Source organism: Sporosarcina sp. P34 (assembly GCF_002743375.1).
Taxonomy (GTDB): domain Bacteria; phylum Bacillota; class Bacilli; order Bacillales_A; family Planococcaceae; genus Sporosarcina.
This window is the reverse complement of the sequence record NZ_PDZC01000004.1, coordinates 22,382-37,305: the sequence shown is the minus strand read 5'-3', so window position 1 is coordinate 37,305 and position 14,924 is coordinate 22,382. Positions and strand designations below refer to the sequence as shown.

16 protein-coding genes are annotated in these 14,924 nt (G+C 45.1%); all 16 read left to right on the top strand.

Going from position 1 to position 14,924, the window contains the following annotated elements; translation table 11 throughout:
- Positions 1 to 39 precede the first annotated feature (39 nt).
- The 16 genes from fsa to glyA all read left to right on the top strand — a co-directional run bounded on the left by fsa (position 40) and on the right by glyA (position 14,912).
- A complete protein-coding gene (fsa, locus tag CSV63_RS08350) occupies positions 40 to 687 on the top strand; it encodes a fructose-6-phosphate aldolase (RefSeq protein ID WP_099695428.1) in 648 nt (215 codons plus the stop codon).
- A gap of 20 nt (positions 688 to 707) precedes the next feature.
- On the top strand, positions 708 to 1,985 hold the full coding sequence (locus CSV63_RS08345) for a UDP-N-acetylglucosamine 1-carboxyvinyltransferase (protein WP_099695573.1): 1,278 nt from the start codon (positions 708 to 710) through the stop codon (positions 1,983 to 1,985).
- Positions 1,986 to 2,122: 137 nt separating this feature from the next.
- On the top strand, positions 2,123 to 3,088 hold the full coding sequence (gene glpX / locus CSV63_RS08340) for a class II fructose-bisphosphatase (RefSeq protein WP_099695427.1): 966 nt from the start codon (positions 2,123 to 2,125) through the stop codon (positions 3,086 to 3,088).
- 160 nt (positions 3,089 to 3,248) lie between these two features.
- The gene (gene rho, locus CSV63_RS08335) at positions 3,249 to 4,529 is read left to right on the top strand and encodes a transcription termination factor Rho (protein ID WP_099695426.1); all 1,281 of its coding nucleotides are present in this window, start codon (positions 3,249 to 3,251) and stop codon (positions 4,527 to 4,529) included.
- Between the two features lie 438 nt (positions 4,530 to 4,967).
- On the top strand, positions 4,968 to 5,183 hold the full coding sequence (gene rpmE / locus CSV63_RS08330) for a 50S ribosomal protein L31 (protein WP_099631243.1): 216 nt from the start codon (positions 4,968 to 4,970) through the stop codon (positions 5,181 to 5,183).
- A 400-nt stretch (positions 5,184 to 5,583) separates the two neighbouring features.
- Positions 5,584 to 6,180, top strand: coding sequence for a thymidine kinase (locus CSV63_RS08325; protein ID WP_099695425.1), 597 nt, complete (start codon positions 5,584 to 5,586; stop codon positions 6,178 to 6,180).
- A 92-nt stretch (positions 6,181 to 6,272) separates the two neighbouring features.
- Entirely contained in the window at positions 6,273 to 7,349 is a 1,077-nt protein-coding gene (gene prfA / locus CSV63_RS08320) for a peptide chain release factor 1 (protein WP_099695424.1), read from the top strand.
- Positions 7,342 to 8,193 (top strand): peptide chain release factor N(5)-glutamine methyltransferase, encoded by an 852-nt coding sequence (gene prmC, locus CSV63_RS08315; protein WP_099695423.1) that lies wholly within the window; start codon positions 7,342 to 7,344, stop codon positions 8,191 to 8,193. The genes prfA and prmC overlap by 8 nt, the downstream gene beginning before the upstream one ends.
- Positions 8,194 to 8,240: 47 nt before the next feature.
- A complete protein-coding gene (locus CSV63_RS08310; RefSeq protein WP_099695422.1) occupies positions 8,241 to 8,810 on the top strand; it encodes a stage II sporulation protein R in 570 nt (189 codons plus the stop codon).
- A 60-nt stretch (positions 8,811 to 8,870) separates the two neighbouring features.
- Complete coding sequence (locus CSV63_RS08305) at positions 8,871 to 9,902, top strand: L-threonylcarbamoyladenylate synthase (RefSeq protein ID WP_199203633.1); 1,032 nt, start codon at positions 8,871 to 8,873, stop codon at positions 9,900 to 9,902.
- 79 nt (positions 9,903 to 9,981) lie between these two features.
- Complete coding sequence (locus tag CSV63_RS08300) at positions 9,982 to 10,485, top strand: manganese efflux pump MntP (protein WP_158233936.1); 504 nt, start codon at positions 9,982 to 9,984, stop codon at positions 10,483 to 10,485.
- A gap of 55 nt (positions 10,486 to 10,540) precedes the next feature.
- Positions 10,541 to 10,987 (top strand): low molecular weight protein arginine phosphatase, encoded by a 447-nt coding sequence (locus CSV63_RS08295; protein WP_099637256.1) that lies wholly within the window; start codon positions 10,541 to 10,543, stop codon positions 10,985 to 10,987.
- Positions 10,984 to 12,276, top strand: coding sequence for a methyl-accepting chemotaxis protein (locus tag CSV63_RS08290; RefSeq protein WP_099695420.1), 1,293 nt, complete (start codon positions 10,984 to 10,986; stop codon positions 12,274 to 12,276). The genes CSV63_RS08295 and CSV63_RS08290 overlap by 4 nt, the downstream gene beginning before the upstream one ends.
- A 322-nt stretch (positions 12,277 to 12,598) precedes the next feature.
- Positions 12,599 to 13,039, top strand: a complete 441-nt coding sequence (rpiB, locus tag CSV63_RS08285; protein WP_099637254.1) for a ribose 5-phosphate isomerase B — start codon at positions 12,599 to 12,601, stop codon at positions 13,037 to 13,039.
- 18 nt (positions 13,040 to 13,057) lie between these two features.
- A complete protein-coding gene (locus tag CSV63_RS08280) occupies positions 13,058 to 13,603 on the top strand; it encodes a TIGR01440 family protein (protein ID WP_199203632.1) in 546 nt (181 codons plus the stop codon).
- A 55-nt stretch (positions 13,604 to 13,658) separates the two neighbouring features.
- Positions 13,659 to 14,912: a serine hydroxymethyltransferase gene (gene glyA / locus CSV63_RS08275; protein ID WP_099637252.1), complete on the top strand. Its 1,254-nt coding sequence runs from the start codon at positions 13,659 to 13,661 to the stop codon at positions 14,910 to 14,912.
- Positions 14,913 to 14,924 lie beyond the last annotated feature (12 nt).

Genomic DNA, 14,924 nt, shown 5'->3' with positions numbered 1-14,924 from the left:
TAGCTAAATGAATAAACCACAACTAGGAGGACAATACACGTGAAATTTTTTATCGATACAGCCAATTTTGAGGAAATTAAAGAAGCGCATAGCTGGGGGATCATCTCTGGTGTCACAACCAACCCATCGCTTGTTGCGAAAGAAAATATATCATTCCATGAGCGCTTGAAAGAAATTACGGCACTCGTACCCGGTTCTGTCAGTGCGGAAGTAATCGCGCTGGATGCAGAAGGTATGATTGCAGAAGGACGTAAACTTGCAGCACTTGCAGAAAACATCACGGTGAAATTACCGATGACACCTGAAGGGTTGAAAGCTTGTTCTGTATTTGCGGCAGAAGGTATCAAAACGAACGTCACGCTCATTTTCAATGCCAATCAAGCCTTGCTTGCAGCTCGCGCAGGGGCGACATACGTTTCACCATTTATCGGACGTTTAGATGATATTGGCCAAAATGGTGTCGAATTAATCGAAACAATCTCGGATATCTTTACAATTCACGACGTAGAGACACAAATCATCGCAGCCTCTATCAGACACCCGCAGCATATTACGGCTGCAGCACTTGCAGGAGCGCACATTGCAACGACTCCATTCAACGTACTGCAAAGTCTGTTTGCGCACCCATTGACAACTAAAGGAATCGACCAGTTTTTGAAGGATTGGGAAACTAGAGCGAATAAGTGATCGAACAAAAGGAGCTTGAAATGGACGTTTATAAAATCAAAGGGGGAAAACGACTGCAAGGAACGATCAGAGTGAGCGGAGCGAAGAACAGCGCAGTGGCACTTATTCCTGCTGCTATTCTAGCTGACTCACCTGTTACAATTGCAGGTCTTCCCGAAATTTCAGATGTCTATACATTGCAGGCGCTCGTCGAAGAAATCGGCGGCAAAGTGGAAATGAAAGATGGCACGATGATCATTGATCCAACTGAAATCATTTCTATGCCATTGCCTAACGGTAACGTAAAAAAACTTCGTGCATCCTACTATATGATGGGAGCGATGCTGGGTAAGTTTAAGCACGCAGTCATCGGGTTACCTGGAGGTTGTCACTTAGGTCCACGCCCGATAGATCAACATATAAAGGGCTTTGAAGCACTTGGCGCAAAAGTCGAAAATGAACATGGTGCTATTTATTTACGTGCAGATGAACTGCGTGGCGCGAAAATCTATTTAGATGTCGTCAGCGTGGGGGCTACGATTAATATCATGCTGGCCGCTGTTAAAGCAAAAGGCAAAACGATTATTGAAAACGCAGCGAAAGAACCTGAAATTATTGATGTAGCGACTTTGCTTTCCAATATGGGCGCGAATATTAAAGGTGCAGGAACGAATGTTATTCGTATCGAAGGCGTAGAAACATTGCATGGTACGAAACACACAATCATTCCGGATCGCATTGAAACAGGCACACATATGATCATGGCGGCTGCAATTGGTGATGGTGTCACAATCGATAACGTCATTCCGTTGCACGTTGAAGCTGTAACGGCAAAACTTCGTGAAATGGGCGTAAAAGTAGAAGTCGGTGAAGAACAGATCTACATTCCAAAAACCGAAACACTTCACGCTGTCGATGTGAAAACTCTCGTGTATCCAGGATTCCCAACAGACTTGCAGCAACCATTTGGTGTTTTGTCGACACAGGCAAAAGGTTCGTCCATTTTGACAGACACGATCTATCCAGCGCGCTTTAAGCAAATCGATGAGCTTCGTCGAATGAATGCGGACGGTAGAGTAGAGGGTCGATCAGCCATCATAACAGGACCAACGGAATTGCAAGCTGCAACGGTTGAAGCTACAGATTTACGAGCGGGAGCCGCACTATTGATCGCGGGATTATTAGCGAGCGGAGAAACAGTGATTCATGCAATTGAACATATTGAACGTGGCTACGGCGGTATTATTGAGAAGCTACAACATCTCGGCGCTGATATCAATAAAGTGAACGTGCTCGCTCCATCTTCAATTTCTGAGTGACGCTAATTGCCAAAACGTGTATAATGGACTCAAACGACACATCCATTACTTAGAAAGTAGCCGATGGATGCGGACGTAGGCAAATGAAAGGTAATACGCAAGTACGCGCTTACCGCAAACAGGAGGAACAAAACATTATGGAACGTAGTTTATCAATGGAATTAGTACGTGTAACAGAGGCGGCAGCCGTTGCGGCAGCTCGCTGGATGGGACGCGGTTTAAAGAACGAAGCAGATGACGCAGCGACAGAAGCGATGCGTACAGTATTCGATACAATTCCTATGGAAGGTGTAGTCGTTATCGGTGAAGGTGAAATGGACGAAGCGCCTATGCTATATATCGGTGAAGAGCTTGGAACGGGCCACGGACCTGCTGTAGATATCGCTGTTGATCCAGTTGAAGGTACAAATATTGTAGCAGCAGGTGGATGGAATGCGCTAGCTGTTCTGGCAGTGGCAGATAAAGGCAACTTGCTAAATGCACCGGATATGTACATGGACAAAATTGCAGTAGGACCTGAAGCTGTAGGTAAAATTGATATCGACGCAAGTGTTACAGATAACTTGAAGGCTGTAGCGGAAGCGAAAAATAAATCAGTATCTGACCTAGTAGCATCTGTTTTGAATCGCGAACGGCACGCAGCAATCATTGAAGAGATTCGTGAAGCGGGTGCGCGTATCAAATTGATCGAAGATGGCGACGTTGCAGCCGCTATAAACACAGCTTTCGATGATACAGGCGTGGATATTTTATTCGGTAGAGGCGGTGCTCCTGAAGGGGTAATCGCGGCGGTCGGATTGAAATGTCTAGGCGGAGAAATCCAAGGACGTCTCGTTCCTTCTAATGAAGAAGAGAGAGAACGTTGCATGAAAATGGGCATCGACGTGGACAAAGTTCTGATGATGGACGATTTGGTAAAAGGCGACGACTGTATTTTCGCAGCAACTGGCGTAACAGATGGTGAATTGATGGATGGTGTGCAGTTTAAAGGTGCATACTGCCGAACACAGTCAATCGTTATGCGCTCGAAATCAGGAACTATTCGTTTCGTAGAAGGTCGCCACAGCATGAAGAAAAAACCTCTTCTCGTAATGCAAAACTAACTCCCTCAATACCCGGTGTCGCAACCGGGTTCCTATTTCCTAAAACTATCTAGATCCATAATGTCCGGCTACTGAAGGAAAGGAAGTACATTACGTACTCTCCTTTCTATTTACTGTGCCAAATATTCTATACAATAAATGAAGAGTGGTGTACGCATAGATGACAATGATTACCCTCGCGGACCTCGAGAATATGACGCTCAAAGAGCTTTACTCTCTGGCGAAGCAGTTTAAGATTACCAACTATAGCAAACTGACAAAGAAAGAACTGGTCTTCGCTATATTAAAATCCCGCGCTGAACAAGAAGGTTTCTTCTTCATGGAAGGCGTCCTCGAAATTATTCAAACGGAAGGATACGGATTCCTACGTCCTATTAATTACTCATCCAGTTCGGAAGATATCTACATCTCCGCATCCCAAATCCGTCGCTTTGATCTACGTAACGGCGACAAGGTAACAGGTAAAGTCCGTCCACCAAAAGAAAACGAACGTTTCTATGGTTTACTACAAGTGGAAGCAGTCAACGGACAAAATCCAGAAGTCGCGCGCGAACGCGTTCATTTCCCGGCATTAACACCTTTGTATCCAGACCGTCAAATTAATTTGGAAACATCAAAGAACAATGTTTCCACACGTATCATGGACCTTGTTTCTCCAGTCGGATTTGGTCAGCGTGGATTAATCGTCGCTCCCCCGAAAGCCGGAAAAACGATGTTGTTGAAAGAAATCGCCAATTCAATCACAACAAACCATCCCGACGCGGAACTCATTGTACTACTGATCGACGAACGTCCAGAAGAAGTAACGGACATCGAACGTTCTGTTAAAGCAGACGTAGTCAGTTCTACATTCGATGAAGTGCCACAAAACCATGTTAAAGTAGCGGAACTCGTTCTCGAACGCGCAATGCGTCTTGTCGAAAGTAAACGTGATGTCATTATCTTAATGGACTCCATCACACGGCTGGCACGCGCATTCAACCTAGTCATCCCACCGAGCGGCCGAACACTGTCCGGGGGAATCGACCCAGCAGCCTTCCATCGACCAAAAAGATTCTTTGGTGCTGCACGTAACATCGAAGAAGGCGGGAGCTTAACCATCCTTGCCACAGCCCTAGTCGAAACCGGCTCGCGCATGGACGAAGTCATCTACGAGGAATTTAAAGGAACTGGTAACATGGAGCTACATCTAGACCGCAACCTAGCCGAACGTAGAATTTTCCCGGCACTCGACATCCGTCGCTCGGGCACGCGAAAAGAAGAACTACTCATTCCGAAAGCCAACTTGGAAAAATTGTGGGCCATTAGAAAAACATTTTCAGATTCCCACGATTTCACCGAACGCTTCATGAAGAAATTGAGCCAGTCCGAAACCAATGAAGAATTTTTCAATAAGCTTAACGAAGAAATGAAAGCGAAAAAAGGCAAAGGACTTATCTGATTAACTACGGTGTAGGGTGCAGATTTTCTTGTTTTGCTCATAAACAAATATAAATGTGTGATGTGCGTACTGACTAAGTGAAGATTGCAGCGAAAGCTGGGGGACGACTCCGGAAGGATCAGCCCGAGCGTTGAGACAACCAAAAGGGAGCTTCGCGACCTGGTTGGCTCAACGAGTGGCCATCCGGAAAGCATCCCCCAGCTGGGAAATCTAACCCATAACCAAGTCTAATAATCCCAATAAATATCCAAATCAAACAGTTGCACAACGTAGCGGATTTTGCTATACTAATCAAGTACAGTATTTCTGTACACCGCATATACGGCTGACAAACACGGGTCGTGTACGGCATCGATCGTTTTATTGACAACTGGTTAATAAAACATCCATAATTTCACACTCTGTTCCAGATGGTTCAGGGCGAAAGGAGAGATATCGATGAAAGCAGGAATTCATCCCAATTACAAACTTTCAACAGTAACTTGCTCATGTGGCAATACGTTTGAAACAGGTTCTGTAAAAGAAGATATTCGAGTGGAAGTTTGCTCAGAATGTCACCCATTCTATACTGGCCGTCAGAAGTTTGCTACTGCAGATGGACGAGTTGACCGTTTCAACAAAAAATACGGCATCAAGTCAGAAGGACAAGAGTAATAAAAGCCAGATACCCGTCAGGTGCAATCATGCCAGACGGGTATTTTTATTAATTTATTGTGTAAGTTGCTCTATCTGCGTGTGTATGCGCTCAATGCGCGTGTGTATCCGCTCAAAGTCGCGTGTTATGCGCTCTAATTGCGTGCGTATCCGCTCAAAGTCGTGCGTTATTCGCTCTAACTGCGTGCGTACCCGCTCATAGTTGCGCATGCGCTCAATGTGCGTGTGTACCCGCTCAAAGTCGTGCGTAATGCGCTCAATCCGCGTGCGTACCCGCTCAAAGTCACGCGTAACGCGCTCAATGCGCGCGTCCACCCGCTCATAATCACACGTTAACCGCTCTATCGCATCATCACCACATATACATAAACACAAACGCAACATCGAAAGGAGATTGACCATGTACGTTTCAATGCAAGGCGGCTGGATGGAAGTCATCTGCGGCAGTATGTTTTCGGGTAAATCGGAGGAGCTCATTCGCCGCATTCGTCGGGCAGAATTTGCCAAACAAAAGATTGCGGTATTCAAACCGGCAATTGATGATCGGTATAGCGAGGAAGCAATTGTCAGCCACGACGGTGCATCCACTATCGCCAATCCTATTTCCAAGGCGAGTGAAATACCGAACCTCGTATCAGATGATTTCGATGTGGTCGCCATTGATGAAGCTCAATTTTTTGACCAAGATATTATTGAGGTCGCGATCACACTCGCCGATCGCGGATTTCGCGTGATCATTGCGGGACTCGATCAAGACTTCAGAGGCGAACCGTTCGGACCGATGCCAGAATTAATGGCCGTGGCCGAACTGGTGACAAAACTCCAAGCGGTCTGTACCGTTTGTGGATCACCTTCGAGCCGAACGCAACGATTAATAGATGGACAACCTGCATGCCAAGACGATCCCATCATTCTTGTCGGTGCATCCGAAGCATACGAACCACGTTGCCGAAAGCACCACGAAGTGCCTGTTAATCGTGCGCAACATGTAAAATAAACATATTTCCGTCTATCCTTAAGCAACAAAGGATAGACGGTTCTGCTATATACTAGTATATATCCCATAATTTCAGAAGAGGTGAACCAACTATGTTCGATAGACTGCAGGCAGTGGAAGACCGTTATGATCGACTCAATGAATTACTTAGTGACCCGGAAATCGTCAATGATCTGGATAAATTACGAAACTATTCGAAAGAACAATCTGATTTACAAGACACGGTCGAAGTATACCGTGAATACAAAAATGTTTACACTCAATATAATGATGCGAAAGAAATGCAAAATGAGCCACTTGATGACGAAATGAAAGAATTAGTCAAAATGGAAATGGATGAACTCGAAGACCGTATCGAGTCACTTGAAGAACAACTAAAAGTATTGCTGATTCCGAAAGATCCAAATGACAATAAAAGTGTCATCATGGAAATCCGAGGCGCTGCAGGTGGAGACGAAGCAGCCTTATTTGCTAGTAGTTTATATCGTATGTATACACGCTACGCGGAAATGAATCATTGGAAAGTGGAAGTCATCGATTCTTCGCCAACTGAACTTGGCGGTTTTAAAGAAATTATTTTCATGATCGATGGCAAAGGGGCCTATTCCAAGTTGAAGTACGAAAATGGAGCGCATCGCGTGCAACGTGTACCGGAAACGGAATCAGGTGGGCGCACACATACGTCGACTGCTACCGTTGCGTGCTTGCCTGAAGCGGAAGAAGTAGAAATTGAGATTCATGATAAAGATATCCGTACCGATACATTCGCTTCATCGGGGCCGGGTGGACAATCCGTCAACACGACTATGTCTGCAGTGCGCCTTACGCATTTGCCGACGGGTACGACGGTATCGATTCAAGACGAAAAATCTCAAATTAAAAATAAAGAAAAAGCGATGAAAGTCTTGCGTGCGCGTGTCTACGATAAGTTTATGCAAGAAGTGCAAGCCGAATACGATGAAAAACGGAAATCTGCCGTTGGATCAGGGGATCGTTCAGAGCGTATTCGCACTTACAACTTCCCGCAAAACCGTGTGACTGACCATCGAATCGGTTTGACTATCCAAAAACTCGATCAGATTATTGAAGGGAAATTGGATGAAGTAATCGATGCGTTGATTATAGAAGAACAAGCACACCGCTTGGAAAGTTTGGATCGCAATGACTAAGACCGTTCTTGAGTCTGTGCAACAAGCGCAGCAATTATTGCAGGAACGCGAAATGGACACGCATGCAGCTGAAATGGCGATGCGTTTTGTCACAGGAATGAGTCAGGCTAATTATTTGGCCAGTTTTCGTGAACATATTTCGGACGAAACGTCTTCACGATTCTGGGCAATCATCACGGAATTATTAACCGGTAAGCCCATTCAATATATTCTCGGTGAAGAGTCATTTTACGGCTATTTATTTGAGGTCAATGAACACGTCCTGATTCCACGTCCTGAAACGGAAGAACTCGTACACTATGCATTGCAACGAGCGAACCAATTATTCGGAGATCGAGTCATTCAAGTGGCGGATATTGGTACGGGAAGTGGGGCGATTGCTGTCGCCTTCAAAAAAGAACGACCGACTGCAAAAGTAACTGCCACTGATTTCAGTGAAGCGGCGCTTGAAGTCGCAAAACGCAATGCCGAGCGTAATGAAGCAGATATAACGTTTATGCAAGGGGATATGGAAGAACCGTTGAAATCGCAAAAATGGGATATCATCCTATCCAATCCCCCGTACATCGCAGAACATGAAAAATCTGTTATGTCACCAACTGTTTACGATTTCGAACCGCAAACTGCGCTGTTCGCCGAAGAGGACGGTCTCTATTTTTATCGCAGACTAGCGGAAAACTTGTCGCCTCTGATGAATCATCCCTCGCTTATCGGTTTTGAAATCGGCTATCAGCAAGGAGCTATTGTGCAAGAATACTTACAAAAATCCTTTCCGAAAGCGACAGTGGAAATCGTTCAAGATATCAATAAAAAAGATCGAATGATATTTTGTGAGATTCGATGAATAAAATCTCCTCCTGCGGGTCAAGATAGAGTGCAGGAGGGGATGACATGTTACAAGATTATCCGATTAACCAACAAACGAATCAAACTTCGAAACTAGTAGCATTTATAGAATTTGTACTTATATTACTTACTATTCAAGCGGTGTTGCTTGTATTTGGACAGCAGGTAGCTACAAGTGAAGCGACGCAATTTCGTATTCTTGCAAACTCTAATACTGTAGCAGATCAACAAGTGAAACGAGATGTGCAAGAAAAAATTGCGCCATTACTTGAGCAGGCGATCAATCAATCAGCGAACGTGGAGCAAATCAATGATACACTTCAAAGGTTAGAGCCAACGCTTCTTGCAATCGCGAAAGCAGAAGTGAATGGCGCGCATGTAACGCTTGAGCACAGTGCTGCAGTGATTCCGCCAAAAAGGGTAGGGTATTTCGTTCAGCCACAAGATGTTTACGAAGCATATGTTGTGAAAATCGGAGCGGGTCGGGGCGATAATTGGTGGTGTTCATTGTTTCCGAATGTTTGCTTCCCTGAAGAAGCGACAGTGAGTGAAACAGAAGAACAAGAACCTGTTACATTCTTCGTTTGGGAGTGGATAAAATCGCTGTTCAAATGAACATATTCACATTTATTGTGGATAAGATAGATAAAATGTGTATAAAGAGGGGTTGAGCAAGTGGACACTATGCGGGAAATAGTGGATAACCTAGTGGATAATGATAGAATCTATGAACAAGCTGTGGATATCCTGAACTCCGGGGGGATTGTTGCCTTTCCGACTGAAACAGTTTACGGTTTGGGAGCCATTGCGACGGATGAGCAAGCAGTACAGCGGATCTTCGAAGCGAAAGGAAGACCTTCAGATAATCCGCTGATCGTACATATTGGGAACCAGGCAGACATTGAAAAATACGCAACCGATATCCCTGAAATTGCAGACATACTAATGAAAGCATTTTGGCCAGGACCATTGACGTTAATTATGGAGAAAAAGCCCGGAGTCATTGCAGATGTCGTCACAGCTAGACTTAGTACAGTAGCCATCCGTATGCCAGACCACCCGATAGCATTGGCGTTACTGCGCAAATTAGATCAGCCGTTAGCGGCGCCAAGTGCAAATCGTAGCGGCAAGCCAAGCCCGACGGAAGCGGATCATGTCTATCACGATTTAATCGGTAGAGTTCCGTTGATTTTGGATGGTGGAGAGACAGGGGTAGGCCTTGAATCCACCATTTTGGATATCACGGTTACACCGCCTGTCATTTTGCGACCGGGCGGTATTACGAAAGAGCAGTTGGAGGAGGTGATTGGCACAGTCCATATGGCTACGTTACCTACAGATCAAACGTCAACACCACGTGCGCCGGGGATGAAATATGTCCATTACGCACCTGAAGCGCCGTTGTTGATCATCGAGCCGAATGCGAATTCTATTGCCCAAGCGTTAAAGACCATTCATCAACAAAATAAACGTGTCGCCATCATCGGACCGGATGAGTTATACACAGAACAAGCCGATTGGTACTTTTCCACAGGCTCCATCCATAATCGTGAAGCGATGGCATCCAGTCTTTATAAAGCGATTCGTCAATGCGACAATACAGAGGCAGATATGATTCTCGCCGTTGAGACGGATCATGCTGGTATCGGTGCAGCGTTTATGAATCGTCTAGATAAAGCATCAGACGGCAAGCGTTTCACCGAATAACATTTCGCTAATGATGAATAGCCTCCTTCAGCAACCGCATAGGATGAGTAGATGCGAGACGTGCGAGGGGGCTTATTTTTTGATAGAAATCATAGCGGCTATCGTTACAACAATCGATATTCTAATCGTCTATACATTTCTCCAACTGCGGCGGGGTCGATTGATGATCTTGCTGTGGACTACTATACTGAATATGTTGCTGCCACTTATCGGTTTCTACGCAGGGGAATGGGCGATGATCTATTTCGCGGGATGGGGCCATGCGCTCTCGAGTGTACTGCTTTCACTCATCGGACTTCACATTCTTCTCTCGGACAGCGATGAACCGTCAGTGGTCAATAAAATCTCCCCGTTTTTCTTAGCGCTGATCGTCAGCGTGGATGCATTCGGGGTGAGTGTGACATTCGGTATGATGCAGCTGAATAAATGGCTGTTTATTTTCGTATCAGGCTTCTTTTCTTTTACGTTTTCGGCTATTGCTTTCTTGTCCGCAGGCCGTCTGCGTGTAATTAATGGTACATTTATTCGAAGATTGGCAGGTATCGTATTTATCTGTATGGGTGTATTGTCCTTTGTTTATTGAAAATAGTGTATCTTTTCTCTCATAAATCCGTTATTCTGTAAAGTAGGTGAAGAAAATGAATATTTATTTTATTTGTACAGGCAACACATGTAGAAGTCCTTTGGCAGAAGCGTTAGTCAATCATGCCAATGTGCCAGGTATTACCGCGAAATCAGCAGGTATTCATGCGATGGATGGCTTGCCGATTTCCGCGAACTCCGCACAGTTGCTGACGGAAGAAAAAATCCCTTTTACTCCATATTCTAATGAAGTCAAGTCTGCTGATATGGAGTGGGCAGATATTGTTTTAACGATGACAGCGAATCATCGAGATTTCCTGCACAGTCGTTATCCTGCAATGAAAGAAAAAGTGTTTACGTTAAAAGAATACGCGGGTACAATGACAGGTCTTGATGTGCATGATCCATATGGTGGTGATTTGGAAACCTACCGCACCACATTTCATGAGCTGACTACACTCATTAACTCCGTCATCCGACAACAAGCGGAGGGGAACTTATGAACGAACCGAAAAAAGTAGGACTACGGGCGAAACTCGTCTTATTTATTGTGATTCTTGCAATCATTACGTATACGACAAGTGCTGTATTCATTAACTGGGTACAGCCAACTTTCTTTCCAAATGTACGACCATTCGTATTTCAACTGCTTACATATGCGATGGGCATTATGTGGTCGGGAATTTTAGCGGCCATGTTCAGTACCATTTTGACCAAGCCATTGCAACGTTTGGAAACTGCCGCTATGAAGGTGGCGGATGGGAAAATCGGTGCGGACATTCAGTTGCCGAACTCATCGGATGAAATTCATTCCGTTTCCAAAGCATTCCAGCAAGTGGTCGTCAATTTACGTAACATAATTGAACAAATTGAATCCAACTTTCAAGCTACTGCCCAATCTGTCGATGAATTGACGAATGAGACAAGCGCTGCGTCCGGCCAATCTGATGCCATTGCGCGCACTATTGGAGAAATTTCCAATGGTGCAGAAAACACATCGGAGTCGATTCGAGAAACGGTCAATGCGATTGAAGATATTCGTCAACTGGCCGTGGAAGTCAATGATCGAGCGGGACAATCATCCGAGCAATCTAAAGTGATGTTAAAAGAATTACACGCGACAACGGAAATTTTCCAATCGGTATTAGCGGGAATTCATCAAATGAGCAATCAAAGCGAGCATTCATTGGAAACGATACAAGTACTAGATGAAAATGCGCATAAGATCAGCGAAATCGTGGAACTTGTCGGCAACATCGCGGGGCAGACAAACTTACTGGCGCTAAATGCTTCTATAGAAGCGGCGCGGGCGGGAGAGCATGGTAAAGGCTTCGCTGTCGTGGCAGAAGAAGTTCGTAACTTAGCAGATGAAAGTGCAAATGCCGTCCAGATGATTTCCGGACTTGTTCAAACGATCCAATCTGACGTCAAACAAGTCGTAGCGGAAATGAAGCAACAAGTAGAAACGGCATCCACTGAGGCTACACGTGCGACGAAAACAAATGAAAACGTTGAAACGATGACCGCCACCATCCAGACGATGGCGCATTATGTAGAAGAAATTGGCCAAATCGTCAGCAACCAAATGCAGACGATCGAGCTTACGGCCAAGCAGTCGTTAGAGGTAGCGACGATTGCAGAGCATACTTCAGCGGGAGCAGAAGAAGTTCGCGCGGCCACGGAAGAGCAGGTAGCGTCTATAGATCAAACGAAGAATAAGGCGTTAGAGCTGAAGGAGCAATCGGAAGAGTTGTATAAAGTGATCCGGAAGTTCGACCGAACGCCCGTGTAATAAATCATAACGATGCTGAGGTATTTTACACTCTGGATCGTTTTTTTTATTTGTGAAGCAGGGGTCAAGGTGCTTGCGCAGATCGGAAAGGTGGAAAATTCCGAATTAAGCGCCTGATTTTCTGCTTACAATGATGTGAATACGACTTCATAGACCTAAAACACGTACGATTATTTCACTTTATTCATAAAACATTCGTCTTTATGACAAAACTTCAACGTTTCAAAATGAAAATTTCAAAAAGAGTACAGTAAAACCGATGATTTTTTTATGGAACAATGATAGAATAAGCGATAAGTAAAAATAGAAATGAGGGTGCGCAGTGAAAGTTGCAATTTCTTCAGACCACGGAGGCAACCATCTCCGAAAAGAGATCACCAATCTATTAACCGAACTCGACATAGAATATATCGACTACGGACCGGATGCCGACACTTCCGTCGATTATCCAGACTATGCAGTACCCGTAGCGAATGACGTCGTAGCGGGGAAAGTAGACCGCGGAATCTTGATTTGTGGCACAGGAATCGGCATGTCCATTTCCGCCAATAAAATCAAAGGAATCCGTTGCGCGCTCGTTCATGATGTATTTAGCGCTAAGGCAACACGCGAACATAATGATTCCAACATGTTAGCAATGGGGGAACGCGTTATTGGACCAGGGCTGGCAAGAGAAATCGTTAGCGCTTGGCTTGAAACAGAATTTGAAGGCGGCCGTCACGAGCGCCGTATAAATAAAATGATGGAACTTGAAAAGAACTAAAGAAAGTAGGTGGAACAAGTGGATGCCATTCAATTATGGAAACTGCAGCTAGAACAAGCATTGACCGAGTTTGCCGAACAAGCACCACCTGCCGAAGGGACGATTTTCGTCATCGGCTGTTCTACTTCTGAAGTGGCAGGTGCGCGCATCGGCACGAACGGCGCACTGGAAATAGGGGAGGCTTTATTCGTACCGCTCCAAGCGTTCGCGGATAAATATCATGTACATTTAGCTTTCCAAGGCTGCGAGCATATCAACCGTGCAATCACATTGGAACGCAAGACGGCGCAGCAATTTCATTTGGAACCTGTATCCGTCGTGCCTGTTTTTAAGGCGGGTGGCTCGATGTCTACCTATGCATACAAGCAATTTAGCGATCCCGTCGTAGTAGAATCGGTGCAAGCAAATGCCGGTATCGACATCGGACAAACGTTAATTGGCATGCAAATGAAGCCGGTCGTAGTACCAATCCGCACATCGATTGATAAAATCGGTGAAGCGGTCATCACACTTGCGACCACTCGTCCGAAATTAATTGGCGGAAGTCGTGCGAAATACGAATAAACCGTGTACAATACAAGAAAATATAAAACTATCAGAAAAAAGGGGATACTATCCAATGGACTTAAGCAATGTACAACGCAATGATGAAGCAGTTTATGAAGCAATCATGGCTGAAAAGAACCGTCAAAACTCGAACATCGAATTAATCGCATCTGAAAACTTCGTAACGGAAGCAGTAATGGAAGCACAAGGATCCTACTTGACGAATAAATATGCTGAAGGATATCCGGGCAAGCGTTACTACGGCGGATGTGAGCACGTGGACGTAGTCGAAAACATCGCACGCGATCGCGTTAAAGAAATTTTTGGCGCGGCATATGCAAACGTACAACCACACTCTGGCGCACAAGCCAACATGGCTGTATACTTCACAGCGCTTGAGCCAGGCGACACAGTTCTTGGGATGAACCTTTCCCACGGTGGCCACTTAACACACGGTTCACCAGTTAACTTCTCCGGAAAGCTTTATAATTTCGTAGATTACGGTGTAACAAAAGAAGAAGAAGTAATCGACTATGAAGATGTGCGCCAAAAAGCGCTTGAGCACAAGCCGAAGATGATCGTTGCGGGTGCAAGTGCATACCCACGCGCAATCGACTTCGCAAAATTCCGTGAAATTGCGGATGAAGTCGGCGCATACTTGATGGTAGATATGGCACACATCGCGGGTCTAGTCGCAGTAGGCGAGCATCAAAATCCAGTTCCACACGCACACTTCGTGACATCCACAACGCATAAAACATTGCGCGGACCACGTGGCGGTATCATTCTATTAAATGAAGAAACAGCTGAAGAATTTGGCAAGAAAATTGACAAAACTGTATTCCCAGGCGTTCAAGGTGGTCCTTTAATGCACGTCATCGCTGCAAAAGCGGTAGCGTTCAAAGAAGTATTGGATCCTTCATTCAAAGAATATGCACAACAAGTAAAGAAAAACGCTGTAGCATTAGCTGAAAAACTACAATCAGAAGGTATCGACGTCGTTTCTGGCGGTACAGACAACCACATCGTGCTTGTGAAGCTAAAATCACTTGATCTAACAGGTAAAGTAGCAGAGCACGTATTGGACGAGATCGGTATTACAGTAAATAAAAACACGGTACCATTCGACACAGAAGGTCCATTCGTCACTTCTGGTATCCGCATCGGTACACCGGCTGTTACTACTCGTGGTTTCGTAGAAGAAGATATGGTGGAAGTGGGACGGATCATCGCAACATTATTGAAAAACCACGAAGACCCATCAGCAAAAGAAGAAGCACGCAAAGCTGTTACAGCTCTAACAGATCAGCACCCTCTATATAAGTAAGAAAACTAACGC

What these genes read in the sequence shown, in the direction of transcription:
- prfA (WP_099695424.1), top strand. Translation starts at nt 6,273, where the DNA reads ATGTTCGATAGACTGCAGGCAGTGGAAGACCGTTATGATCGACTCAAT.
- glpX (WP_099695427.1), top strand. Translation starts at nt 2,123, where the DNA reads ATGGAACGTAGTTTATCAATGGAATTAGTACGTGTAACAGAGGCGGCA.
- CSV63_RS08325 (WP_099695425.1), top strand. Translation starts at nt 5,584, where the DNA reads ATGTACGTTTCAATGCAAGGCGGCTGGATGGAAGTCATCTGCGGCAGT.
- rho (WP_099695426.1), top strand. Translation starts at nt 3,249, where the DNA reads ATGACAATGATTACCCTCGCGGACCTCGAGAATATGACGCTCAAAGAG.
- prmC (WP_099695423.1), top strand. Translation starts at nt 7,342, where the DNA reads ATGACTAAGACCGTTCTTGAGTCTGTGCAACAAGCGCAGCAATTATTG.
- glyA (WP_099637252.1), top strand. Translation starts at nt 13,659, where the DNA reads ATGGACTTAAGCAATGTACAACGCAATGATGAAGCAGTTTATGAAGCA.
- CSV63_RS08290 (WP_099695420.1), top strand. Translation starts at nt 10,984, where the DNA reads ATGAACGAACCGAAAAAAGTAGGACTACGGGCGAAACTCGTCTTATTT.
- rpmE (WP_099631243.1), top strand. Translation starts at nt 4,968, where the DNA reads ATGAAAGCAGGAATTCATCCCAATTACAAACTTTCAACAGTAACTTGC.
- CSV63_RS08295 (WP_099637256.1), top strand. Translation starts at nt 10,541, where the DNA reads ATGAATATTTATTTTATTTGTACAGGCAACACATGTAGAAGTCCTTTG.
- CSV63_RS08310 (WP_099695422.1), top strand. Translation starts at nt 8,241, where the DNA reads ATGTTACAAGATTATCCGATTAACCAACAAACGAATCAAACTTCGAAA.
- CSV63_RS08345 (WP_099695573.1), top strand. Translation starts at nt 708, where the DNA reads ATGGACGTTTATAAAATCAAAGGGGGAAAACGACTGCAAGGAACGATC.